Source organism: Brevibacterium sp. Mu109 (assembly GCF_900169375.1).
In the GTDB taxonomy this organism is placed as follows: domain Bacteria; phylum Actinomycetota; class Actinomycetes; order Actinomycetales; family Brevibacteriaceae; genus Brevibacterium; species Brevibacterium yomogidense_A.
In genome coordinates, this window is sequence record NZ_FXZF01000005.1 from 42,805 (window position 1) to 66,407 (window position 23,603).

Sequence of the window (23,603 nt, forward strand, 5' to 3'; positions counted from 1 at the left end):
AGCCGCAGCCCCCCCCCAGCCGCAGCCCTCCAGCCCTCCCGTATCAGCCCTCCAGCACAGTGAACAGGTCCGTGCGCAGCGTCGCGGGGTCCATGTCCGGCGTCGGCTCGGTCGTGTAGACCTCCCAGAACGGCATGGCGACCCGCTCGCCCTGGGCCTCGAGCGCGCCGATGAACGTCTGCCACGCCTCGCCCAGGCGGTCGTACCCGCCCAGGTGTGCGGCCGTCGCGATCCGGCCGCCCGGCTTCGCCGAGGCCCGCGCGACGAGCGCGAACGCTCCGCCGTCCGGGGTCTCGATCCGGCCGAGGTCCACCTCCCCGTCGAGCACTCGGTCCACGGGAATGCCCACCTCGAGGTCGACGGTGTCCGCCGGCACCCTCGAGTACAGCGAATACGCGGCACCCACCGGCTCCACGCCCGCCTGTCCCAGTGCGGGGAACAGGCGGGAGAACACACCGTCGAACAGGATCGGCAGGTGCGCCCCAGGGAATCCCTCGACTCGCACGGATGCAGTCACCAGTTCGGGGGCCTCGGTGAGGGCCGGCCGGGACGGGACCGGGACGTCGGAGCCCGCTCCGTCGTCAGGCCCGGCCCCGTCCGCCCCACTACCTTCTGCCCCAACACCGCCCGCCATCAGGTGTCCTCACCCAGGTGCTGCGTGCGGAGCACCTTCTTGTCGAGCTTGCCGACCGACGTGCGGGGCAGTTCGGTGACGAACTCGACGGTGTCGGGCAGCTGCCACTTGGCGAACTTCACCAGCAGGCCCTCGCGGACCTCGTCGGCCGACACCGTCTCTCCGTCGCGCAGGACGACGTAGGCGACGGGGCGCTCGTCCCACTTCTCGTCAGGCACGGCGATGACGGCGGCCTCGAGCACCCGCGCATCGTCCATGATCGAGTTCTCCATGTCGATGGAGGAGATCCACTCGCCGCCGGACTTGATGACGTCCTTGAGGCGGTCCGTGAGCTTCACGTAGCCCTCCTCGCTGATGACGGCGACATCGCCGGACCTCCACCAGCCGTCGTCGAACCGATCCGCGTTGTCATCCAGCTTGTGGTACGCCGTCGCGATCCACGGTCCGCGGATCAGGAGCTCGCCCATCGACTGCCCATCGCGCGGCAGCTCTTCGCCTGTCGGGTCGACGACTTTGACCTCGACACCGGCGACCGGCAGACCCTGCGACCGCTTGAGGTCCCAGTACGCGTCCTCGTCCAGCTCGCCCAGCTCCGGCTTGATGTGCCAGTTCACGGTGACGACCGGGGTCGTCTCCGACGCGCCGTAGGCGTGGATGACCTCCGCCCCCGTGAGGTCGCGGAAGCCCTTCATCAGCGACACCGGCGGTTCCGTCGACCCGCTCACAAGGCGGGCGCGGGACAGATCGGGCGTCTCCTCCTGGGCGCGGATGTACTCGAGCAGCCCCGCGAAGATCGCCGGCGCACCGTTCGCGACCGTCACCTCCTCGTCGACGAACGCCTTCGCGATCGCGCCCATCTCCTCGGCGGAGAACCGGCCCGGCAGCACGACCTTCGCTCCGGCGCCCGCCGCCATCTGCGGGAAGCCCCACGACAGCACGTGGAACATCGGAGTGATCGGCATGATGACGTCGGTGTAGCCGGCCTTCAGCCCAGCCGTGATCGCCATCGTGTGCAGGTAGGAGGCGCGGTTCGAGTAGTACACGCCCTTCGGCTTGCCCGTGGTGCCCGTCGTGTAGCCGGCGTACGCGGCCGTCGACTCCTCGACCTGTTCGAAGTCGTACTCCTCCGGCTCCTCGCTCATGAGGTCCTCGAGGAACACGACGTTCTCAAGCGACGTCTCGATCTGCGACGACGGTGTGTCCGAGGCGACGATCCACTGCTTCACGTACGAACCGGCGGCCAGCTTCTCTGCGATCGGCAGCAGCGATTCGTCGACGACCACGTACTGGGCCTGCGAGTGGTTGACGACGTATCCCAGGTCCGCCTCGCCCAGGCGCAGGTTGAGCTGCACCATCGTCGCGCCCAGCGCCGGGACCGCGAAGTACAGCTCGAAGTGCCGCCGCGAGTTCCAGTCGAGCACCCCCACCGTGTTCCCGGGGCCGATACCCAGCTTCGTGAGCGCGTGCCCCATCCGCGATACGCGACGCAGCTCCTCCGCGTACGTGCTGCGCCCCCAGTCGCCGCCCGACCGGCGGTACACGACCTCCGTGTTCGGGAAGTTCACCGCAGCGTGGCGCAGGAGTGACAGGACATTGAGCTGATGGGCATCGCCCATCGTGGACGGGATTCCGCGGAGCATCGGCACCTCCGGTGCGTTGATCGTGGGACAGGATTCTGGATGTGACTCAGATCCTGGATGTCACTCAGAATCTGGATGTGACTCAGAATACTGTGTAGCCGCCGTCGATCACCACTTGCTGACCGTTGACGAACGACGAGCCCGATCCCGTGAGGAACACCGCGGCCGCCGCGAAGTCCTCGGGCGTGCCCCATTTGCGGAAGGGCACCCGCGAGATCACCTTGTCGGTGAACTTCTGGCTGTCGACCGAACCCTCCGTCATCTCCGTCTCGATCCACCCGGGCAGGATCGCGTTCGTGCGGATCCCCTCCCGCGCGTACTCCGTCGCGAGGCCCCGCATGAGCGACAGGACCGCGGCCTTCGTCGCCCCGTACAGGGTGTTCCGGGTGGGTGCCTCGATGCCCGCCAGCGAGGACACGAGGACGAGCGAGCCGCCCTCCCCCTGCTCCATGAGCGCGCGCACCGCGGCCTGGCAGCTGAGGATGACGCCCTCGACATTCACCGAGGACACGCGCCGCCAGTCGTCGACCGACAGTTCGTGCAGCCGCCCGTACGCGCCGGACACACCGGCATTGGCGATGAGGGTGTCGAGTCGACCGAACCGCTCAAGGGTGCTGGCCATCGACCGGGTGACGTCGGCCTCGTCGGCCACGTCGCAGGCGAACGCCTCGGCGTCGCCACCCAGCCCCCGCAGCTCCGCGACCGCCGCCGCGTTCACCTCTTCATTCCGTCCCCACACCGCGACCGAGGCCCCGGCCTGCACCAGGCCCCGCGCCATCCCGAGGCCGATGCCCCGGTTGCCGCCGGTCACCACGACCACCTTGCCGGTGAGGTCGAGCCCGACGGCTGCTGCGCCTGCCGCCTGTCCCGTCGCCGAGGCCCCGGTCGCCGGATTCTGCTGTGCATCGGTCATCGTCAGGCCTCTTCTCGTACCTGGAGCAGCACCTTGCCGTGCACGCTGCGCGTCTCGAGCTCCTTGATCGCCTCACCGGCCTGCTCGAGGGTGTAGGTCCCGTGGACGACGGGATCCAGCCTGCCCGCGACGAGGTGGTCCCACATCGCCTCCCACTGGCGGGCGATGAGGCCCCGGTCCTTCGCGAACGCCGCGCCCCAGCCCACGCCGGCCACGCCCACGTTGTTGAGGAGGAGGCGGTTGACCTTGACCTGGGGGATCTCGCCGGCGGTGAAGCCCAGCACGAGCACGGTTCCGAAAGTGTTCAGGCAGCGCAGCGAGTCGGTGAACCGGTCGCCCTCCTTCGGGTTGCCGACCGGGTCTGCGACGAGGTCGACGCCACCGGGCGCGATCTCCTTCACCGCGTCCTTGAAGCCGTCGCTCAGGACCGCGTGCTCAGCACCCAGGGACCGGACGGTCTCCGCCTTCTCCTCTGTGGACACGACACCGATCACGGTCGCGCCCATCGCGACTGCGACCTGGACGAGCGCGGTGCCCAGTCCGCCTGCGGCACCGTGGACGAGCACGGTCTGCCCGGCTTCCAGCCGTCCGCGCACGCGCAGTGCGAAGTCTGCGGTCAGCAGGTTCATCGGCATGCCCGCCGCGGCGGACAGCGACACCGAGTCCGGCAGTTTCACAGTCGCGTTCGCCGGCGCGGTCAGCACCTCGGCGTAGCCGCCCTTGCCTGCGATCGTGGCGACGCGGTCACCCACGGCGAGGTCCTTCACCCCGTCGCCGACTGCAGAGATGACGCCGGCCGCTTCGGAACCGAGTGTGAAGGGGAGCTCGTGCTTGATCTGGTAGAGGCCCCGGGTCTGGAGCAGCTCCGGGAAGGTGACGCCTGCATAGGCGACCTCGATGAGGACCTCTTCCGGTCCGGGGGCGGGTGTTTCGACCTCGGCGACGGAGAGGGAGTCGGGACCGTCGAGAGTGGTGACCTGTACGGCTTTCATAGATTCCTTTCGGGAAGCGCATTGGCTGGAACTGTGCAGGATTGGCTTGGTGCAGCAGGATCGGATTGGTGCAGCAGGATTGGCTTGGTGCAGCAGGATCGGCTTGGTGCAGCTGGTGATGGCTGGTCGGGTCAGCGGCCCCTGTACTGGGGTGCCCGCTTCTCGCGGAACGCCGTGGCGCCTTCCTGCGCGTCCTCGGTCCCCAGCAGGTGCGTCTGGCCGACGACCTCGCGGTTGAGGTCGGAGCGCAGGGTCGGCAGCGCGATCTCGTTGATCGCCTGACGGGTGGCCGCCATCGACAGCGGTGCTCCTGCGGCGAAGGATGCGGCGACCTCCTGCGCGCGCTCGAGCGGGGAGGAGTCCTCGACGAGTTCGCTCGCGAGTCCCCATTCCAGCGCCTTGGCACCGTGGACCCGCTCCGCGGTGAGTGCCATCCGCATCGCGCGGTGACGGCCTGCGGAGGCCGCCACGAGGGCGGAGGCTCCACCGTCCGGCATGAGCCCGATCTTCGTGAACGCGAGCATGAAGAATGACTCCTCATTCATCACGACGTAGTCGGTCGCGAGCGCGAGCGAGCAGCCCACTCCGGCGGCGGCACCGGACACTGCGGCGACGGTCGGCACGGACGAATCCTTCAGCAGCATGATGATCTCGTTGACGTCGTCCAACAGGCTGCCGGACGACTCGCCCTCGGCCTCGGCCTTCGCCTGCAGGTCCGCGCCGGAGCTGAACGAGCGGTCGTCGCCCGTGAGCACGATCGCGCGGACGGAGTCGTCGGTCTGCGCGTCCTCGAGCGCCTTCCTCACGGTCGCGACACTCGCGAGCACGAGCGCGTTGAGACGGTGCGGGCGGTTGAGCTGGATGGTCATGACGCCGCGTTCGTCGGTGGAGACGAGGACGGGCTTCTCAGCGGTGTCGGTCATGTGTGTTCCTCTCGAGTGCTGGATTCAGGTGAGCGTGGGACTGGGGTACAGGGGTACAGGGGTGCGTTTCAGCTGCGCGCCAGCGTGGGGTCGAGGCGTCTCTTCACGAGCTTGCCCGTGGGGGTGCGCGGCAGCGATTCGATGGTGTGGAAGCGGCGTGGGATCTTGAAGTTCGACAGGCGGCCGTCCAGCCAGACCCGCACCTGACCGCCGAGGTCCTGCGACGGCTCGACGTGGTCCTCGGGCTCCAGGTACGCGACGACGATCTCGCCCAGCTCCTCGTCCGGTTCGCCCACGACCGCGACATCACGGACGTCCGGATGGAGGGCGAGCGCGTTCTCGATCTCCTGCGGGTAGATGTTCACCCCGCCGGTGATGATGAGGAAGCTCGTGCGGTCAGCGAGGAAGAGGTAGCGGTCTTCGTCGATCCACCCCATGTCGCCGGTCGTCACCCACGTGCCATGGTCGGGATGGCGGGATTCGGCCGTCTTCGCCTCGTCCCCGAAGTACTCGAAGGGCGTCCGTCCCTCCGCGACTTCGAAGTAGACGAGTCCCGTCTCCCCTGCAGGCAGCTCCTCCCCGTCCGGACCGCAGACATGGATGGTGCCCATGTATCCGTCACGTCCCACGGAGCCTGGCTTGCGCAGCGCTTCCTCGGAGCTGATGAGCGTGAGGCCCGCAGCTTCCGTCGACGCGTAGTACTCATAGATGACGGGCCCCCACCACTCGATCATCCGCTTCTTCACCTCGGCAGGACACGGAGCCGCCGCATGGATCGCGTACTGCATGGACGTTACATCGTAGGAGTCGCGCACCTCCTGCGGGAGCTTGAGCATGCGGATGAACATCGTCGGCACCCACTGCGAGTGCGTGACGCGGTACCGCTGGATGACGGCGAGCGCCTCCTCCGGATCGAAGCGAGGCATGATCACGGCGGTGCCGCCCCGTGCGTGCGTCGTCATGACGTAGCGCAGCGGTGCCGCGTGATAGAGCGGGGCGGGCGACAGATAGACGGTGTCGGCGTCGAAGCCGTAGACCTGGGTGAACAGCTGCACGAGCGGAACATTGGGGTCGTCGACCGGCTGGTCTTTGAGTTCCGGCAGGATCCCCTTGGGCCTGCCGGTCGTCCCCGACGAGTAGAGCATGTCGTCCCCGCGCGGCTCGTAGTCCGGCTTCACATCGTCCGCAGCGGCGAGCACGTCCTCGTACGAATCGAATCCTTCGAGGGGCTCGCCGATCGAGATGCGGTGGTCGACGTCCGCGCACAGCCCGGCGAGCTCCTCGACCTTCTCCAGGCCGCTGGAGAGCAGGACCGCCTTCGCCTGGCAGTCGTGGACGATGTACGAGGCCTCGTCCGGGGTGAGGTGGCGATTCACCGCGGTGATGAGCGTTCCGGACCGGAGCGCGGCCCACAGCACCTCGACGATCTCGAAGCGGTTCTCCGCGACGATCGCCACGTGGTCTCCGGGCTCCAGCCCGAGCGACCTGAAGTGGTTCGCCAGCCGGAGCGAACGCTCCTCGAGCTGCGCGTAGCTGAGGACCTCTTCCGTGTCCGCCATGATGAGAGCGGGCTTGTCCGGGTGCGTAGCTGCGTGGACTCCTGGATACATCGTGATCACTTCCCTGTGACGGTCGATGTGCCGATAACGGTTCTTCCTGACGCTACACTCAATTTGAGTGAACGTTTGCTCAGGACCCTAGCGGGATCCTGAACCACAGACAAGGATCGTCCGCGCCCCCGTCCCCACCAGCGGCTCCACGCCGGACCGGACACGGGCGGGACGGACACGGGCCGAACGAACACGGCCCGGATGAACTCGAGAGGACCACCATGGGACAGCGCTCCCCCGCCGCACAGCATTCTGCCGTCGCCCAGCATTCCCCGTTCGCGGAGCATTCCCCGTTCGCGGAGCATTCGGCCGGGCTCACCCGATCGCTCGCGCACGCGCTCGTGAGCGAGACTGACGACGCGGTGCTGGCGGAGACGGTCCGCTCGCTCGCGACCCGTCTGCTCGAGGCCGCCGCCGATCCCGCAGCAGTCACGGTCGACGACCCGCACCCGCGCAGCGGCAGCTTCCCACAGGACCTCACGCCGATCACCTCCGCTGTCAATCCGCTCGCCCCGCCGATGGCCATCCGCCGCGAAGGCGACGAATCGGTGAGCGACGTGGCGCTCCCCCTCCAGTACCAAGGACCGCCCGCCCGCGTGCACGGCGGGATCGTCGCCCTCATGCTCGACCAGGTCCTGGGCAATGCCGCGCACTCGATCGGCCTGCCCGCCTCCTACACGCGCGAGCTCACCATCACGTACGACGCCGCGACCCCGCTCGACCGTCCCGTGCGGGTCGTCGGACGGATCGACCGGGTCGAGGGCCGCAAGCGGTTCATGTCCGGCGAGATCCTGGTCGACGGCGCACCCAGCGCTCGGGCCCACGGCCTGTGGATCAGCCCCCGCGAGGCTCAGACTCCCCGCCCTGCGCCCCAGGATCTCTCCCGACCTCATTCCTGACCGACCACCTGGTCGCTCAGAGCGCGCTTGTCGACCTTGCCGACCGCTGTCTGCGGAAGGCTGTCGACGAAGAAGACCTGCTTGGGCGCCTGCACGGCACCCTTGAGGTCTTTGACGTGCGCCATGAGCTCGTCCGGCTCGACCGAGTGACCGGCTCGCAGCACCACAGCCGCGGTCACCTGCTCGCCCCATCTCTCGTCGGGTACACCGAACACCGCCATCTGGGCGACCGCCGGATGCGTGGCCAGCGCGTCCTCGACCTCGCGGGGGTAGACGTTGAAGCCGCCGGAGATGATCATGTCCTTCTTCCGATCGACGATGTAGAGGTATCCCTCCTCGTCCTTCCGCGCGATGTCTCCGGTGTGCAGCCACCCGTCGATGATGGTCTCCGCCGTCAGGTCGTCGCGCTGCCAGTAGCCGTCCATCGCCCCGCGTCCGCGGATGCACAACTCTCCGGATTCGCCCAGCGGGACCTCTTCACCCATCGGGTCGAGGATCCGCACGTCGACCGACTGCACCGGCTTGCCGCAGGACAGCAGCCGCGCCGGATTCTGATGATCCTCGCGCGACAGGACGGAGATCGGATAGCACTCGGTCTGGCCGTAGAGCTGCCCGAACACCGGACCGATCCGCTCCAGCCCCTCCCGCAGCCTGGACTCCGACATGGGTGAGGCGCCGTAGAGCACGTACTCGAGGCTGGACGTGTCGCGCGCGTCCAGGTCCGGGTGGTCGAGCAGGGCGTAGATCATGGTGGGGACGAACAGCGTGAAGTTGATCCGTTCCCGCTCGATCGTCTCCAGGACGGCCGCGGGGTCGAACCCGTTCATCAGATGCACCGTGCCGCCCCTGGCCAGAGTCGGTGTGATGTTCGTGCCCGCCACGTGGCTCATGGGCGCGATCAAGAGGTAGCGGGGCGAGGCCGGGAGCTCGAAGTCCGCGAGGATGTCCGCGGTCGACGGACCCATGTTGAACTGCCGCCGTGTCACGCCCTTGGGCCGACCCGTGGTGCCGCCCGTGTAGTTGATGATCGCCCGATCGTCGGGCCGTCCCTCTTCCCGGAAGGACTGCGGTCCCGCCTGCGCCGCGGCGGTCTCCAGGTCCCCGGCGTACTCCAGGTCCCCGACGAACTCCGCGGGGCCGAACGACCACGCGGTGAGCCCGGCGCCGGCAGCGAACTCGATGAGCTCACGACCCCGCTCGGGATGATGCAGCTCATCGACGACCAGTGCCGACACCCGGGCATCCTCGATCTGGAAGATCTGGTCCGAGACCCCGCCCATCGGATGCAGCCACGTGGCGTAGAGGCCCAGCGACTGCACCGCAGCGCCCAGTGCCCAGACCTCGAAGCGGTTGGCGCCCAGCGCGGCGATCCCGTCTCCGCGGCGCAGGCCCGCGTCCGAGAGCACCGCCTGATAGCGACTGATCAGGTCGAGGACCTCGGCATAGGTCTTCTCCCCGCGATCCTCCTTGAAGGCGACCCGGTCCGGATAGCGCTCGAGGACGCGCCGGAACTGGGAGGCGAGTGTCGGGCCTGTGAGGTGTGCTGCGATCTCCATTGATCCTCCGTCTCGTGCTGGAATGGTCCAGGTCTCGTACTGGAGTGGTCCAGCTGAATGGGTTCAGGTGGGAATAAGTTCAGGTGGGAACGGGCCAGGGGTGAATGGGTTCAGGGGTGGATGAGACCAGGCCCCTATGCACGGGCCCGGTCGTATCCGCGGGCGAAGTCGTCGACGATCTGCTCGACGGACCGCACGCCGCGCACGCCCGCCACCGAATGCCCGGCAGAGTGGATGTCCGCCCAGCGCTTGGGGCCGATCCCCCTGGCACGGTTGCCGAAGAGCTCTGCCGCAGATTCCCGTGTGACGCCTTCGTCGAGCGACTCCGGGTCCACCCCCGCCGTTCGCATCGACTGCGTCAGCATGTTCGTCTGGAGACCGGTGAAGGCCTTCGTGAGCATGATCCCGTCCGGGTCGGATTCCACGATCTCCTGCTTATAGGACTCTGAGGCGGGGCTCTCGCTGCTCGCGATGAAGGGGGTGCCGGAATAGGCGAGGTCATAGCCGGCCACGCGCGCCGCCGCGATGCTCCTCCCGCCTGTCATGCCTCCGGCGAGCACGACGGGCCCGTCGAAGAAGTCGCGCACCGCGGTGATGAACGCGAACGGATTGAGCCACCCGGTCTGCCCTCCGGCCCCGGCGGTCAGCAGAACGAGGCCGGTGGCGCCCGCCGCCACCGCCTTGCGGGCGTGCGCCACCGTGGCGACGTCGGCGAACACGGCGATCCCGGCCTCGGCGAACAGAGGAGCGACCGGTACGGGCGATCCCACTGACGTGATCACCATGCGTGCGGAGGATGCGGCGATCAGGTGCGCGTGACGCACGGAATCGGCATCGGCCATCACGAGGTTGGGGCACAGAAGGCCGGTCGACTCGTCCTGCACCCGCCCGAGCTCGTCCAACCACTCCCGCAGAGTGGTCTCCGACCGGGCGTTGAGCGTGGGGAACGACCCGACGACCCCCGCACGCAGCGCTGCGGACGTGAGCCGCAGATCGGACACCCGCAGCATGGGGGCGACGATCAGCGGCAGTCGGAGTCCGGAGAGTTCGGGCCCGGAGAGGTCAGGAATCGTACTCATCGCGCGAGGAACGCCTCCGTCCACGTGTCGAGCATCGGTTCGGTGCGGTGGTCGCGGCCGGAGAACGTGTAGGTCAGAGCCATCCCGCGCATGCTCGTGAACACGAGGTCGAGCGTGCGGGGGAACCCGGGCGCAGCGGACACCGCCTCACCGAATGACTTCGCCGAGGTCTCACGCACCCGCCGCAGCACCCGCCGTTCGTGGTCGACGATCTCTCCCGCGAGCTCCGGATCGGTCCGTGCGGCGATCCACGTCTCCATAGCGGCCCAGAAATTCTCCGCGAAGAACGTCTCCCACATGCGTCGCACGGCCCACTGCACTCGGGAGGGCACGTCGTCCGCGGCCGGTGCGTCGGCGAAGTCCGACTCCTGCGCCGCGTCCATCCGGTCCTCCATGAGCCGCTTCACCGCAGACGCGATGAGAACCCGCTTCGACGGGAAGTGGTGCAGCAGCTTGCCCCGCGACACCCCCGCCCGCTGCTGGACGCGGAGCGTCGTCGTCGCCGCGTACCCGTCCTCCAGCAGGCAGTCCATCGCCGCGGCGAGGATCGCGTCCTTCGCGATCCGACCGCGCTCCTGACCACCGCCGAGGCCGTGCTGGTCTCCGAGGCCGTGCTCACCGCCGAGGCCCAGGCCGGCTGGGGCGGGACTGCTCCCCGAACCGGCCGGGACCTCGGCGGCGGTGTTCTCGTGCACGTCGATCGGGCTGCCGATCAGCGCGGAGCCATGCGGATGGCGCCGTCCAGACGGATGGTCTCGCCGTTGAGCATGGGGTTCTCCACGATCTGCGCGGCCATGAGCGCGTACTCGGCGGGCACGCCCAGGCGGGACGGGTGCGGCACCTGCTCGCCCAGCGAGTTGAGCGTCTCCTCCGACGCACCGAGCATGAGCGGTGTGTGGAAGATGCCGGGCGCCACCGTCATGACGCGGATCTTCGACGACGCGAGGTCACGGGCGATCGGCAGGGTCATACCCACGATGCCGCCCTTCGATGCGGAGTAGGCCGCCTGCCCGATCTGCCCGTCGAACGCCGCTGCGGACGCCGTGTTGACGATGACGCCGCGCTCCTCGCCCACCGGATCGATGTCCTGCATGAAGACCGAGGCCAGACGGATGACGTTGAAGGTGCCGATGAGGTTGACGGTGACGACCTTCGTGAACTGGTCGAGCGGGAAGGCGCCCTTCCGGCCCGCCACGCGGTGCGAACCGCCGATGCCCGCGCAGTTCACGACGATGCGGAGGTCACCCAGCTCCTTTGTGCGCTCGATCGCGGCCTGCACCTGCGCTTCGTCCGTCACGTCGCCCTCGACGAAGATCACGGAGTCGCCCAGAGCTGCGATCTCGTCGGACCCCTTGAGGTCGAAGGCGACTGCCTTGCCGCCTCGCTCGACGATCGCCTGCACTGTCGCGAGCCCCAGCCCGGAAGCGCCTCCCGTGACGAAGGCGACCTGGTCCTTGATCTGCATGATGATGCTCCTTCTCCGAGCCCTGTGCTCGCTAGAAAACGATTACCAGTCCATATTGACTGGTTTAGGCGGATATGTGAAGCTGGGCACATAATCACCGAACATTCGTTCAGTCGGATTCACGAAGTTCGATCAGACTCACCGAGGAGAAGCCATGACCGATGCAGTCATCGTCGCCGCGCGACGCACACCCACAGGAAAGCGCGAGGGCGTGCTGTCCGGCGTCCACCCCGCGGACCTGTCCGCCCACGTCCTCGAAGACCTCGTGAAGACGGCCGGCGTCGACCCAGCGCTCGTCGAGGACGTCATCTGGGGCTGCGTCACCCAGGCCGGTGAGCAGACGGGCGACATCGCGCGCACCGCGGCCCTGTCCGCCGGCTTCCCGGAGACCGTCACCGGCGTCACCGTCGACCGCCAGTGCGGATCCTCGCAGCAGGCGGTCCACTTCGCCGCCGCGGGCATCGTCTCCGGCCAGTACGACATCGTCATCGCAGGCGGCGTCGAGTCCATGTCACGCAACCCCATGGGCTCCTCCGCGATGGGCAAGAACCCGTACGGCGACCGATTCATGGAGCGCTACGGAGCCAAGCCCAACCAGGGCGTCGGCGCAGAGATGATCGCCGAGCAGTGGGGCCTGTCCCGCTCGCAGGTGGACGAGCTCGCACTGGAGTCGCACGCCCGCGCCGCAGCGGCCACGGACTCACGAGCCTTCGAATCGCAGATCACCCCGGTCCAGACGGAGCACGGGCTCATCTCCGCGGACGAGGGCATCCGCCGCGGCGGCACCGCCGAAGGACTCGGCAAGCTGAAGACCGTGTTCAAGGAGGACGGCGTCGTCACTGCCGGCAACTCCTCGCAGATCTCAGACGGATCCTCCGCCCTCCTCATGATGAGCGGCGACCGTGCGAAGGAACTGGGCCTCAAGCCGATCGCACGCGTCCACACGGCAGTACTGGCAGGCACCGATCCCGTCATCATGCTCACCGCACCCATCCCCGCGACGCAGAAGGCACTGAAGAAGTCCGGACTCAGCGTCGATGACATCGGCGTGTTCGAGGTCAACGAGGCCTTCGCCACCGTCCCGCTCGCCTGGCAGCAGGAGCTGGGCGTCGACTTCGCGAAGGTCAACCCGAACGGCGGCGCCATCGCGATGGGCCACCCGCTGGGCGGATCCGGCGCGCGCCTCATGACGACGATGGTCCACCACATGCAGGACAAGGGCATCAAGTACGGCCTCCAGACCATGTGCGAGGGCGGCGGACAGGCCAACGCGACGATCCTCGAGCTGCTCTGATCCGGGCAGACCGGTGAAGGACGCAGGCATGAGCACGAACATGGGAGTGAGACAGTGAAGCGAGAGCTCTACAACGAGGACCACGAGGACTTCCGGACGACGGTGGCGGCCTTCTTCGACAGGGAGGTCGTGCCCCACCAGGATCGCTGGGAGGAGCAGGGCGTCGTCGACCGGTCGATGTGGAAGGCCGCCGCAGAGGCCGGCGTGATCGGCTTCTCGCTGCCGGAGGAGTTCGGCGGCGGAGGGGTCACCGACTACCGCTTCGAGATGATCCGCGGGGAGGAGTCCGCGCGCCGCGGCATCCAGTCCTCCACCAGCGGGTGGGGCGTGTCCGACGGCATCGTTCCCGGATACCTCACCGGATTCGGCAGCAGGCACCTGCAGGAGAAGTACCTGCCGGGGCTCGCGGCCGGCGACCTGATCGGCGCGATCGCGATGACGGAGCCGGGAGCGGGATCCGACCTCCAGAACATCCGGACCAAGGCTGTCCAGGACGGCGACGACTGGGTGATCGACGGCGCCAAGACGTTCATCACGAACGGGCAGACCTGCGACTTCGTCATCGTCGTCGCGAGGACGGACCCGGATGCCCGCGGCTCCCGCGGCACCTCCCTCTTCATCGTCGACGACGGCACGCCCGGCTTCACGAAGGGCCGGAAGCTCGACAAGGTGGGGCTCGCGGCCCAGGACACCTCGGAGCTGTCCTTCGAGAGCGTCCGGGTCCCCGGCTCGCAGCTGCTGGGTCAGCTCAACGAGGGCTTCATCCACCTGATGATGAACCTGCCGTACGAGCGGATGGGGATCGCCTCAGGCGGTCTCGCAGGCGCCCGCGCAGCCTTCCAGTGGACCGCCGAGTACGTGTTCTCCCGCCAGGCCTACGGCGGCACGATCGGAGACCTGCAGGCGACCCAGTTCGAACTGGCGGACCTCGAGGCGCGCATCGACATGCTCGAGGCGTTCGTGGACCGCTGCGCCCTCGCGCTGAACGCGGGAACCCTCACCGCGATCGAGGCGTCGAAGGCGAAGATGCTGGGCGCGGACCTCCAGATCGATGTCGTGACCAGGGGGCTCCAGCTGCACGGCGGCTACGGCTACATGCTGGAATACCCCATCGCCCGCGCCTTCCGCGACAGCCGGATCCAGTCGATCTACGGCGGCACGTCCGAAGTCATGAAGCACATCATCGGCAAGGACATCCGCTCGCGCTACCGACAGGACCGGTGACGCACCGGAGACTCCGGATGCGCTGACTTCCACGCCACTGCGATCACGAAGGGGCGGGCCATCGGCACGCCCCTTCGTGCGTCCGAACGACAGTCAGCAGGAGCGACTAAGATCACAAGTTGAGCAAGGCCTCGATTCTTCGACGGTCTCCCCTTGCGCTCTGGGTGATCAATCGATAAGTTCTACCCCGAGGTCGGCGATCCCTGGATCGGCACCCGGCACAGAAGCCGTGATCGGTCCGACCCCGATCCAAGACCAACGGGCAGCGGACACCCGCCTGCCCGTCCAATGAAGGCGAAGGTGACTTCAATGACTCGAGTGAACGCAGGCATGGACAAAGTGCTCTCCGTGCTCACCGCGATCGCCGTCGTAGCGATGATGCTGCACGTCGTCGCGCACGCGCTCATGCGCTTCTTCCTCAACTCCCCCCTCTACGGCACCAACGAGATCGTGTCGTACTGGTACCTGCCGATCGTCGCGCTGCTGGGCATTCCGGCGGCCCACCTGCAGAAGGAGCACATCACCGTCGTCCTGCTGGTGGAGAACCTGGGCCGGAAGGTCCAGAACGTCTTCCTGGTCTTCGCCTGCCTCATGGGTGCTCTCGTGAGCATCGGCTTCATGGTCTTCGGCTTCCGCGAGGCCATGGACAAGATGTCCATGGGAGCGACCGCCGGTGTGACCGACATCGTCACGTGGCCGGTGTACTTCCTCGTGCCCCTGGTCTTCTTCGTCCTGGCCGCGCTCTACATCCTCGACATCTTCGTCGTCGCCCGCACCGGGAGCCCGGACATCGACGTCCGCACCGGCGAGAAGGCCGACGCCGAACCGCTCGACGAGACCGCACTCTGAGACCTCGTCACTGACGAGCCCCCACTTCTCTTGGCGAAGGACCCCACGATGACAGCTTCGAACCTCACCACCGACGGCACCGCAGCCGCCGGTGCCCAGCAGCCCTCCTCCTTGGCCTCGGGCACCCTCCTGCCCTCGGGCAACCGCCGCAAGCCCGGCAAGACCGCGCTGATCGTCTGCTTCGTCCTCCTGGCCGTGTGCCTGGCCGGGTTCTTCACCAGCGCGTCCGGCCCCGTGGCCGGTCTGTGGTGCGTGGCGATGATGATCCTCCTGATGTTCATGTCCGTACCCGTGGCATTCGCCCTGGCGATCCCCAGCCTGATCGGCGTCTACGGACTCTCCGGCGTGCCGGCCATGACGAACATCCTGGCCACCTCACCGTTCAATGCGGTCTCCTCCTGGACCTACTCCGTGCTGCCCATGTTCATCTTCATGGGCATGCTCCTGGCCCAGTCCGGCATGGCCGCCCGCATCTACCGGGCCACCGACCGCTGGTTCTCCTGGCTGCCCGGCGGCATCGGCATCGGCACCACCGCAGCCGGCGCCGGCCTGGCCTCGGTCTCCGGCTCCACCATCGGCATGACCTACACACTCGGCCGAGCCGGAATCCCTGAGATGCTGCGCGCCGGCTACGACAAGCGCGTCGCCGTGGGCACCGTCATCGTCTCCGGCCTGCCCGGCGGACTCATCCCGCCCTCGATCCTGCTGGTCGTCTACGCAGGCATCGCCTCCGTGCCCGTGGGCCCCCAGCTCATGGCCGGCGCGGTCCCCGGCATCCTCATCGCAGTCACCTTCGGCCTGTTCATCTTCTGCCTGGGCATCTTCGCCCCGAAGCTGGTGGGCCGCGGCAAGAACGCCGTCGTCGAGAAGGAGAAGGTCACCTGGGGCCAGCGCTTCCAGTCGCTCGGCGAGATCTGGGGCTTCCCCCTGATCATGATCGTCCTCTTCGGCGGCATGTTCTCCGGTGCCTTCACCCCCACCGAAGCCGGTGCCGCCGCGGCACTGACCGCGATGCTGCTGACCCTGTGGTACAAGCGCAAGGACAGCCCCGTCGGCAACGTGTCCCGCGCCGCCGTGTCCACCGTCTCCTCCACCGCCGCGATCTTCTTCATCATCATCGGTGCGGAGATGCTCACGAAGCTCCTGGCCATCACCGGGCTGGCACCGGTCATCACCGAGTTCATCACGGGGCTCGGCCTCAACCGGATCGGCTTCCTGCTCGTCCTCGTCGTGCTCTACCTCTTCATGGGCATGTTCTTCGACACCCTGTCCATGATGCTGCTGACCATCCCGATCCTCCTGCCGACCCTGACCGTGATGGAAGTCAGCCCGCTCTGGTTCGGCGTGTTCGTCGTCCTGCTGGGAGAGATGGGCATGATCACCCCGCCCGTGGGAATCCTGTCCTTCATCGTCCACAACATCGCGAAGAATCCGGAAGTCAACCTCGGCCAGACCATCACGCTCAAGGACATCTTCACGTCCCTGCTGTGGTTCCTGCCCGTCGCGGTCTTCTTCCTCGTCCTCATGATCTCGTTCCCCCAGATGACCGAATGGCTGCCCGACCTGCTCGAACGCACAGCCGGCGCCACAGCCACCCAGTAGCACAGCAGTACCGCCACACAGCCACACCGCAGCAGAGCCACACAGCAGTGAGGTGCCGACCGGCCACGCGGTCGGTCGGCACCTCCTCGCCCCACCAGTTCGCAGATATTTCCGGGGGTGACCCTCCCGGCAGAAAGTGAGACCACGATGGTCCTCTCCGCAGCGCGCACCGCGCGTCTCCGCCGCCTGGCACCCGCCGTCGCCGGCGCCAGTGCACTCGCATTCGCCCTCACCGCCTGCGCCGGTTCCGCCGGAAGCGGCGGCGGCGGAGGCGGCGGCGACGCCGCCGGCGCCTACGAGGCCGGTGCCAGCCAGGAGGACGTCGACGCGGCACTCGCGGACCTCGAACCGGTGGAGATCATCTACCAGCCGTCTGCCGCATCCCAGGAGTCCGTCCAGTCGCCGTCCGGGACGGTGCTCGCGGAAGCGATCGAGGAGCGCTCCGGCGGCAAGATCACGGTCGACACCGTCTGGGGCCAGGCGATCGCCGGGTACTCGGAGATCCACGACGCCCTGGGCGACGGCCGCATCGACCTCGCCTACACCCTGCCGGTCTACGACCCCGCACAGTTCCCCGCGGTCAACGCTCTCGGCGATGCGCTGGGCGGACTGGATCCCTCGCCGTTCATGGGCGAGATGATCACGAACGCCGTCGCCACCGACGTCGCGTGGCAGACGCCGGAGATCGTCGCCGAGTACGAGGAGCTGGGCATCTCGCCGATCGCTCCCACCGTCGCATCCGGCGGCTACTACACCATGTGCAACACCCCCGGCGTCGAGGAGTCCGACTTCGACGGCCGCCAGGTCCGCATCGCGTCCAAGACGCAGGGTGAGCTCATGTCCAGCATCGGTGCCTCGCCCGTGTCGATGGAGTACACGGAGACCTTCGAGGCGCTCCAGCGCAATACGGTCGACTGCACCCTGGGCCAGCTCGTCCCCTCTGCGGAGAGCGGCATCTTCGAGGTCGCCCCGCACATCGGATACATGACGGAGACGAGCATCTCCCGCAGCCCCGGCGCCCTCATCGCGGGGTCGGGCGTCGACGACCTGCCCCTGGGCTACCAGCAGGTCATCTTCGATGCCTACACCGACTACTTCCACGGCCAGATGATGACCACGATCAATGGCAACTCCGTCGCCATCGGCATGGCCAAGGAAGCCGATGGTGAGATCGAGCAGATCCCCGAGGAGTTCCAGCAGGAGATCGCCCAGTTCAGCGAGGACAAGCGCGCGGAGCTCGCCGAATCCGGCGTGGCCGGCGACGAGCTCCAGGCACGGGTCGAGGAATCGGCCGAGAAGTGGGCGACTCGCATCGAGGAGATGGGCTACTCGGACGAGGGCACGACCGAGGACTTCGACGAGTGGTTCGACGAGGACACGGACTTCCGCCCCGTCGGCCAGGCGATCTTCGACGAGGTGATCCTCCCCCACCGTCCGTCCTGATCCACACAGTCCCACCACGCAGTCCCACCCATCGAGCGGCGCTCACAGAATGCGCCGCTCGGTCGACTCAAAGGAGAGCCGATGACCACTGCACAACTGACTCACCGACTGCCCCGAGCTGCGACCGCGGCCGCCGCGTTCAGCGCACTCGCGCTGACGCTCGGCGCCTGCGCAGGAACGGCGGGCACCGGGGAAGGAGCCGGCGGAGGGGGTGAAGCGGGCGAGGGCTTCGCCTACGACGCGCCTCAGGAGGACGTCGACGCGGCGCTCGCGGACCTCGACCCGGTCGAGATCACCTTCCAGCCGTCCGCCGCCTCTCCGGACTCCGTCATGGCACCGGCCGGCACGGTCTTCAAGGAGATCGTCGAGGAGCGGTCCGGTGGGAAGATCACCGTCGACATCGTCTGGGGCCAGGCGATCGCCGGCTATGCGGAGGTCCACGACGCACTGAGCGACGGACGCCTCGACGTCGCCTACACGCTGCCGGTCTACGACCCTGCTCAGTTCGCTGCGATCAATGACCTGGGCACCGTCATGTCGGCGGTCGAGCCCTCGCCGTACACGGGCGAGCTCATCGCGAACGCCGTGGGCAACGAGCTCGGATGGAACAACGAAGACGCGCTGACCACCTACGAGGAGATGGGCCTGACTCCTCTCACTCCCTTCGCGGCCTCAGGCGGGTACTACACCGTCTGCAACACCCCCGTTGAATCGGCTGACGACTGGGACGGTCTCCAGGTGCGGATCGCGTCCACCGCCCAGGCGGCACAGACCCAGCAGCTGGGCGGTTCGCCCACGTCGATGGAGTACGCGGAGACGTTCGAGGCGCTGCAGCGCGGCACCGTCGACTGCACCCTGGGTCAGCTCGTCCCGTCCGCGGAGGGCGGCATCTTCGAGGTCGCTCCCCACCTGGGTTACACCACGGAGGCCTCCTTCTCACGCAGTCCCGGCGCCTACCTCGCAGGGTCCGGCTTCAAGGATCTCCCGCTGGCGTACCAGCAGATCATCTTCGACTCGAACGCACTGGCGTCCGCCGGCGGCATGGAGGCCGTGATCGGCGGCAACGCGGATGCCGTGCGGCAGGCGAAGGAGGCCGGCGGTGAAGTCACTCCGTTCGCCGATGAGCTCCAGGAGTCGATCAGCGAGTACTCGAAGGAGCTCTCCGAAGAGGCGATCGGCAACGGCCTGATCGGCGAGGACATCCTCGAGACGATCAATTCTTCGGAGGAGGAGTGGTCGGCCCGCTTCGAGGAGCTGGGCTACACCGATGAGGGCACCGTCGAGGACTTCGACGAATGGTTCGACCAGGACACGGACTTCTCCGGCTACGCGAAGGCCGTGTACGAAGAGGGCACTGCGCAGGAGCACCGCCCCAGCTGATCCTCTGCTCGTCCCCCGCTGTTCCCACCGGAGCGTGCGAAAGGGCCCGGGATCTCGATCGGTCATGACGACCGCCGAGGTCCCGGGCCCTTTCGCACGCGCCTGGCCGTTCGCGTGTGCTTCGCTGTTCGCGTGTGCCGGACAGCTCTCACATGCTCAGTACCGGCTCACATGCTCAGTACCGGAAGGTCGCGATGGCGTCGGCCGACCACTCCCACGCATCCCAGGTCCGCACTGAGCCCCGGGCACGGACCGTCGCGAGCACGGCCTCGTCCGCGAGCTCCGAGGCATCGGGAGAGCTCAGCCGCTGCCCGTCGCGCGGCAGGAAGAGGGTGTCCACGCGACCTTCCCGCGCGGCCGCAGCGATCTCCGCCAGGTCGAACGATCCTCGACCGTTGTGGGCCTGCGTGAGGGCGCGCTCCGACTCTTCCTTCTCCACCGCCTCGGACCGTGCCCCCAGTCGCTTCCACGCCTCGGACCTCAGTGCGTCCGGCGAGGTGTGCTCGGGGTTGCCCGCGATCACCTCGTCGTGGATCACCGGATACGGGCAGACGCTGCGGAAGATCGAGAGGTACTCCGCGACGGAGGCGAGCACGAGCGGCTGCGACCGGGCGGTCCCCAGCCTCGCGGCCACCGCTTCGCCCACTGCGCGCAGGAACTTCTCCGTGAGCATCGTGTCCGCTTCGTCCGCGCCGCCGTGGCCGTGGAAGGCGGCCTGGCCCGCACCGATCGAGCGGTGCTGCAGCTGCGGTTCCGGCAGTTCCCCGATGACGTCGTCGAAGTCCGTCGGGATGTCCCCCTGGGGCAGCTGCTCGATGCTGTTGCGGGTGGCGTCGAAGAGGCGCACGGAGTTCTTCGACAGTGCGAGCACATACGCCCTGCCGGCGTTCTCCACCACCGGCACGACGGGACGGACGTGGAAGCGCTCACCCACCGTCACCGCATCGGAGACCTCGATCGGGATGCGGTTGGCCGAGTGGAAGCCCGCCGCCGCGAACACGACGAGTCCGCGGCTCTGCTGCCGCCAGTACGTCGAATCGGAGACCAGCTCACGCACCGGTGCGAGCAGCGCGGACGCTTCCTCCTCACTCAGGCCCTCCTCGCGGAGGCGCGACGCCGCGGTCTTGACCTGCGCGGCGAGGATCGCTGCGGACGTGTCCGCGGTCGTGCTCCGGACTTCCGTGGGGACATAGAAAGTGACCTTGGGACCCGGGACCGCATCCGCTTCGACGACGGTGTCGAATGCGAGTGTGTCTACGATTCCCTGGGGATTGGTCGTCATCGGTGATGACCTCCTTGGCGGCAACGCGTCTACGGTGACGTAGCTGACGCTTCCCACCCTAGTTCAGGCGGCTCCCCCGGTCACCGCTTCGAGGGCCTCCTCCAGGTCCGTCCAGAGGTCCTCGACGTCCTCTATGCCCACACTCAGGCGCACGAGGCCCTCCGGGACGGTCTCCGGCTCCGCCGTGTGCCGACGACGGCGCTCGATGAGGCTCTCCACGCCGCCCAGGCTGGTGGCGGGCGTCCACAGACGGCAGCGGGCGACGAGTGCCTCCGCTGCCTCTGTCGACCCCAGGTCGATCGCGATGATGGCCCCGAAGCCGTCCATCTGCACGGCAGCGCGGTCGTGGCCTGGATCGCTGCGCAGGCCCGGGAAGCGGGTCTCCTGCACCCCGGGGTGGGCCGCTAGCCGCTCCGCGAGCGTCAGGGCGTTCTGCCCGGAGCGCTCCACGCGCAGCGCGAGGGTGCGCAGACCGCGCAGGGCCAGCCACACGTCGAACGGCCCGGCGATCGCACCCTGGATCGAACGGTGGTGCAGCAGCAGGTCCCGGACCGGGGCCTCGGCGGGCACGCATGCGCCCAGGACCACGTCCGAATGCCCTGCGAGGTACTTGGTGACGGAGTGCACGACGACGTCCGCCCCGCTCTCCAGCGGTCGCTGCAGCAGCGGCGTGGCGAACGTGTTGTCCACGACCACGAACGCGCCGTCCGCCTTCGCCCGTTCGACGAGGGCGGGGAGGTCGGCGACCTCGAGCATCGGGTTCGTGGGGGATTCGATCCACAGCATGACGGAACGGTCGTGTCCCAGCGGGGCCTTCGCCTCGGTCGCGCTCCGCACAGCCGCGATGACGGCCTGCGTGTCCTCGATGTCGACCGTCACCAGGTCGAAGCGCCCGGTCCTCGCCGTCTCCTGCGCGCCCAGCAGCGCGCCCTGGTACGTGTGGGTCGGCATGATGACAGTGCCGCCCGGGGCCACGAGGTCGAGTGCCGAGGCGATCGCCGCCAGTCCGGACCCGTAGACGAGCGCGGGCACGTCCGCGCCCTCGAGACGGGCGAGCGCGTCCTCGAACGGATCCCACGTCGGATTCGAGTACCGCCCGTACGCCCGGGCACCGCTCGCGACCTCGCCCGTCCCCACATACGTGGACGACAGCGTGATGGGCGGGTTCACGGGGGTGTCCTCGCCGCGGGCCGGGCGGCCCAGATCGACGACACGTGTGGCGGGACGATGATTCCGGGGTGAGGACTTCGACATATCCCCACTGTAGACCCGGGTGTCCGATAGTCTTCCCCCGGCTCGAAACGAGTCGTCACCAGGTGTGAAGCCCCAGACCATCTCCCCGAGGAACAATGACTGCTCAGATCATCGCCCTGGCGATCTTCATCGCCCTCTTCGCCCTGGGCGCCATCCGCGGTGTGCACATCGGTGTGCTCATGTTCGCGGGTGCGGCGGGCACCGCCCTCCTGCTCACGGACATGCCGCTCGAGGACGTGGTGGGCGGCTTCCCGCTCTCCATCATGGTCCTGCTTGCGGGAGTCACGCTCTTCTTCGCGATCGCCCAGCTCAACGGCACGATCGACAAGCTCATCGACCGCGCACTCGCGAAGGTCGGCTCGAACGCCCTGCTGCTGCCGTTCGTCTTCTTCCTCATCACCGCGGCGATCGCCTCGATGGGCGCACCGCTCGCCGGCCTCGTCATGATGCCCGTCGGCATGCAGGTGGCCCGCCGCTACGGCATCGACTACGCGCTGATGGGTCTGTCGATGTGCTTCGCGATCGGCGCGGGCGGCTTCGCCCCCACCAGCCTCTACGGCATCGTCACCTACTCGACGGCGCACGGCGCGGGCATCGATCTGAACCCGTTCCTCCTCTTCGCGATCGCCGTCGTGACCTACCTGCTCATGCTCGGCTTCTCGTACTTCGTGTGGGGCTTCAGGAAGTCGGCTCGCGCGCCCGAGGCCGTGGCGGCTTCCGCAGGAGCCGGCGGCGGCACACTGACCCGCGGCAGTGCGTCGACCTCGTCGATCGAGTTCGGGGAGGGCGACGACGATGATGCGCGCTTCTCCTCCGCCGACGTCGACGGCGACGGCAATACGGACGGGGACGGCAATGCGGACGGGGACGGCAATGCGGACGGGGACCACTCCCAGGCCTCCACGGCCGCACCCTTCACGTTCGAGCAGTCCGCGACCGTGCTGGCGATCATCGTGCTGCTGGGCTCCGTCGTCCTCGTCGCGGCGCTGGGCGGCGACCCCGACATCGGCATCCTGTGCTTCGGGCTCTCCTCGCTGCTGCTGCTCCTCACGCCGTCCCGCGGCAAGGAGGCGGTCACCCGCATCGACTGGTCGACGGTCCTGCTGGTGGGCGGCATCATCACCTTCGTGAGCGTCCTCCAGGAGATGGGCGCCGTCGACCTCCTGGGAGAGGGCGCGAAGGCACTGGGCTCACCGCTCGTCGCGGCGTTCGCCCTCTGCCTGGTGGGCGGCCTCGTGTCCGCGTTCGCGTCGACGACCGGGATCCTCGCCGCGCTCGTCCCGCTCGCCCTGCCGCTGGTGGCGGACGGCAGTCTGCCCGGCTGGGCACTCATCGCGGCGCTGGGCGTGTGCTCGGCTGTCGTCGACGTGTCGCCGTTCTCCACCCTGGGCGCGACCGTGGTCGCCACCGCACCGGAGGAGGAGAAGCCGCGCCTCACCCGGGTCCTCATCCGATTCGGCATGTCGATGGTCGTCGTCGGGCCGGTCCTGCTGGTGGGCGGCCTCGTCGTGCCCGCGATGATCGCGGGCTGAGAACCGGGCGAAGACTCAACCAGCCGATTCGA

At 68.1% G+C, this 23,603-nt stretch carries 20 protein-coding genes; 8 read left to right on the plus strand and 12 right to left on the minus strand.

The features are described 5' to 3' along the window. Positions 1–43: 43 nt before the first annotated feature. The 6 genes from BSP109_RS04280 to BSP109_RS04305 form a co-directional block, all read right to left on the minus strand. Positions 44–634, minus strand: coding sequence for an AraC family transcriptional regulator (locus BSP109_RS04280; RefSeq protein ID WP_257944551.1), 591 nt, complete (start codon positions 632–634; stop codon positions 44–46). Further along, positions 634–2,274, minus strand: coding sequence for a long-chain-fatty-acid--CoA ligase (locus BSP109_RS04285; RefSeq protein WP_180959609.1), 1,641 nt, complete (start codon positions 2,272–2,274; stop codon positions 634–636). Before BSP109_RS04285 ends, BSP109_RS04280 begins: the two co-directional genes overlap by 1 nt. An 82-nt stretch (positions 2,275–2,356) precedes the next feature. Continuing rightward, positions 2,357–3,187 (minus strand): SDR family NAD(P)-dependent oxidoreductase, encoded by an 831-nt coding sequence (locus tag BSP109_RS04290; protein WP_101599488.1) that lies wholly within the window; start codon positions 3,185–3,187, stop codon positions 2,357–2,359. Positions 3,188–3,189: 2 nt separating this feature from the next. Next, the gene (locus BSP109_RS04295; protein ID WP_101599489.1) at positions 3,190–4,179 is read right to left on the minus strand and encodes an NADPH:quinone oxidoreductase family protein; all 990 of its coding nucleotides are present in this window, start codon (positions 4,177–4,179) and stop codon (positions 3,190–3,192) included. 131 nt (positions 4,180–4,310) lie between these two features. Then, entirely contained in the window at positions 4,311–5,102 is a 792-nt protein-coding gene (locus BSP109_RS04300) for an enoyl-CoA hydratase-related protein (protein ID WP_101599490.1), read from the minus strand. Positions 5,103–5,170: 68 nt separating this feature from the next. Continuing rightward, complete coding sequence (locus tag BSP109_RS04305; RefSeq protein ID WP_101599571.1) at positions 5,171–6,712, minus strand: acyl-CoA synthetase; 1,542 nt, start codon at positions 6,710–6,712, stop codon at positions 5,171–5,173. Positions 6,713–6,933: 221 nt separating this feature from the next. Here BSP109_RS04305 and BSP109_RS04310 point away from each other — a divergent pair, with 221 nt between their 5' ends. Then, on the plus strand, positions 6,934–7,611 hold the full coding sequence (locus tag BSP109_RS04310) for a PaaI family thioesterase (protein WP_101599491.1): 678 nt from the start codon (positions 6,934–6,936) through the stop codon (positions 7,609–7,611). On the opposite strand, the gene BSP109_RS04315 is transcribed toward BSP109_RS04310, so the two are convergent. From BSP109_RS04315 to BSP109_RS04330, 4 genes are all read right to left on the minus strand, one after another. Then, positions 7,602–9,167: an AMP-binding protein gene (locus BSP109_RS04315; RefSeq protein WP_101599492.1), complete on the minus strand. Its 1,566-nt coding sequence runs from the start codon at positions 9,165–9,167 to the stop codon at positions 7,602–7,604. The two genes, BSP109_RS04310 and BSP109_RS04315, sit on opposite strands and share 10 nt — an antisense overlap. Before the next feature lie 134 nt (positions 9,168–9,301). Then, positions 9,302–10,246, minus strand: a complete 945-nt coding sequence (locus BSP109_RS04320; protein WP_101599493.1) for a nitronate monooxygenase family protein — start codon at positions 10,244–10,246, stop codon at positions 9,302–9,304. Further along, positions 10,243–10,941, minus strand: a complete 699-nt coding sequence (locus BSP109_RS04325; RefSeq protein WP_101599494.1) for a TetR/AcrR family transcriptional regulator — start codon at positions 10,939–10,941, stop codon at positions 10,243–10,245. The genes BSP109_RS04320 and BSP109_RS04325 overlap by 4 nt, the downstream gene beginning before the upstream one ends. Before the next feature lie 17 nt (positions 10,942–10,958). Continuing rightward, complete coding sequence (locus BSP109_RS04330; protein WP_101599495.1) at positions 10,959–11,711, minus strand: SDR family NAD(P)-dependent oxidoreductase; 753 nt, start codon at positions 11,709–11,711, stop codon at positions 10,959–10,961. A 154-nt stretch (positions 11,712–11,865) separates the two neighbouring features. On the opposite strand from BSP109_RS04330, the gene BSP109_RS04335 reads away from it, so the two are divergent. The 6 genes from BSP109_RS04335 to BSP109_RS04360 all read left to right on the plus strand — a co-directional run bounded on the left by BSP109_RS04335 (position 11,866) and on the right by BSP109_RS04360 (position 19,503). Further along, on the plus strand, positions 11,866–13,005 hold the full coding sequence (locus BSP109_RS04335) for a thiolase family protein (RefSeq protein ID WP_101599496.1): 1,140 nt from the start codon (positions 11,866–11,868) through the stop codon (positions 13,003–13,005). A 54-nt stretch (positions 13,006–13,059) separates the two neighbouring features. After that, on the plus strand, positions 13,060–14,229 hold the full coding sequence (locus BSP109_RS04340; RefSeq protein WP_101599497.1) for an acyl-CoA dehydrogenase family protein: 1,170 nt from the start codon (positions 13,060–13,062) through the stop codon (positions 14,227–14,229). Positions 14,230–14,538: 309 nt separating this feature from the next. Next, positions 14,539–15,078, plus strand: a complete 540-nt coding sequence (locus BSP109_RS04345) for a TRAP transporter small permease (RefSeq protein ID WP_257944552.1) — start codon at positions 14,539–14,541, stop codon at positions 15,076–15,078. A gap of 48 nt (positions 15,079–15,126) precedes the next feature. Further along, complete coding sequence (locus BSP109_RS04350) at positions 15,127–16,680, plus strand: TRAP transporter large permease (RefSeq protein WP_101599499.1); 1,554 nt, start codon at positions 15,127–15,129, stop codon at positions 16,678–16,680. A gap of 147 nt (positions 16,681–16,827) precedes the next feature. Next, entirely contained in the window at positions 16,828–18,123 is a 1,296-nt protein-coding gene (locus BSP109_RS04355; RefSeq protein ID WP_101599500.1) for a C4-dicarboxylate ABC transporter substrate-binding protein, read from the plus strand. Between the two features lie 81 nt (positions 18,124–18,204). Beyond that, complete coding sequence (locus BSP109_RS04360; protein ID WP_101599501.1) at positions 18,205–19,503, plus strand: TRAP transporter substrate-binding protein; 1,299 nt, start codon at positions 18,205–18,207, stop codon at positions 19,501–19,503. Between the two features lie 175 nt (positions 19,504–19,678). Here BSP109_RS04360 and BSP109_RS04365 read toward each other — a convergent pair whose 3' ends face one another. Continuing rightward, complete coding sequence (locus tag BSP109_RS04365; RefSeq protein ID WP_101599502.1) at positions 19,679–20,785, minus strand: hypothetical protein; 1,107 nt, start codon at positions 20,783–20,785, stop codon at positions 19,679–19,681. Positions 20,786–20,848: 63 nt separating this feature from the next. After that, positions 20,849–22,039 carry a PLP-dependent aspartate aminotransferase family protein gene (locus BSP109_RS04370; protein WP_101599503.1) on the minus strand — a complete coding sequence of 397 codons (1,191 nt, stop codon included), beginning with the start codon at positions 22,037–22,039 and terminating at the stop codon, positions 20,849–20,851. A 95-nt stretch (positions 22,040–22,134) separates the two neighbouring features. Between BSP109_RS04370 and BSP109_RS04375 the strand changes: the two genes are divergently transcribed. Continuing rightward, complete coding sequence (locus BSP109_RS04375) at positions 22,135–23,571, plus strand: SLC13 family permease (RefSeq protein ID WP_101599504.1); 1,437 nt, start codon at positions 22,135–22,137, stop codon at positions 23,569–23,571. The last annotated feature ends 32 nt before the right edge of the window (positions 23,572–23,603 follow it).

Coding starts and splice junctions, on each gene's coding strand:
- BSP109_RS04280 (WP_257944551.1), bottom strand. CDS start 634: ATGGCGGGCGGTGTTGGGGCAGAAGGTAGTGGGGCGGACGGGGCCGGG.
- BSP109_RS04285 (WP_180959609.1), bottom strand. CDS start 2,274: ATGCTCCGCGGAATCCCGTCCACGATGGGCGATGCCCATCAGCTCAAT.
- BSP109_RS04290 (WP_101599488.1), bottom strand. CDS start 3,187: ATGACCGATGCACAGCAGAATCCGGCGACCGGGGCCTCGGCGACGGGA.
- BSP109_RS04295 (WP_101599489.1), bottom strand. CDS start 4,179: ATGAAAGCCGTACAGGTCACCACTCTCGACGGTCCCGACTCCCTCTCC.
- BSP109_RS04300 (WP_101599490.1), bottom strand. CDS start 5,102: ATGACCGACACCGCTGAGAAGCCCGTCCTCGTCTCCACCGACGAACGC.
- BSP109_RS04305 (WP_101599571.1), bottom strand. CDS start 6,712: ATGTATCCAGGAGTCCACGCAGCTACGCACCCGGACAAGCCCGCTCTC.
- BSP109_RS04310 (WP_101599491.1), top strand. CDS start 6,934: ATGGGACAGCGCTCCCCCGCCGCACAGCATTCTGCCGTCGCCCAGCAT.
- BSP109_RS04315 (WP_101599492.1), bottom strand. CDS start 9,167: ATGGAGATCGCAGCACACCTCACAGGCCCGACACTCGCCTCCCAGTTC.
- BSP109_RS04320 (WP_101599493.1), bottom strand. CDS start 10,246: ATGAGTACGATTCCTGACCTCTCCGGGCCCGAACTCTCCGGACTCCGA.
- BSP109_RS04330 (WP_101599495.1), bottom strand. CDS start 11,711: ATGCAGATCAAGGACCAGGTCGCCTTCGTCACGGGAGGCGCTTCCGGG.
- BSP109_RS04335 (WP_101599496.1), top strand. CDS start 11,866: ATGACCGATGCAGTCATCGTCGCCGCGCGACGCACACCCACAGGAAAG.
- BSP109_RS04345 (WP_257944552.1), top strand. CDS start 14,539: ATGACTCGAGTGAACGCAGGCATGGACAAAGTGCTCTCCGTGCTCACC.
- BSP109_RS04350 (WP_101599499.1), top strand. CDS start 15,127: ATGACAGCTTCGAACCTCACCACCGACGGCACCGCAGCCGCCGGTGCC.
- BSP109_RS04355 (WP_101599500.1), top strand. CDS start 16,828: ATGGTCCTCTCCGCAGCGCGCACCGCGCGTCTCCGCCGCCTGGCACCC.
- BSP109_RS04360 (WP_101599501.1), top strand. CDS start 18,205: ATGACCACTGCACAACTGACTCACCGACTGCCCCGAGCTGCGACCGCG.
- BSP109_RS04365 (WP_101599502.1), bottom strand. CDS start 20,785: ATGACGACCAATCCCCAGGGAATCGTAGACACACTCGCATTCGACACC.
- BSP109_RS04370 (WP_101599503.1), bottom strand. CDS start 22,039: ATGTCGAAGTCCTCACCCCGGAATCATCGTCCCGCCACACGTGTCGTC.
- BSP109_RS04375 (WP_101599504.1), top strand. CDS start 22,135: ATGACTGCTCAGATCATCGCCCTGGCGATCTTCATCGCCCTCTTCGCC.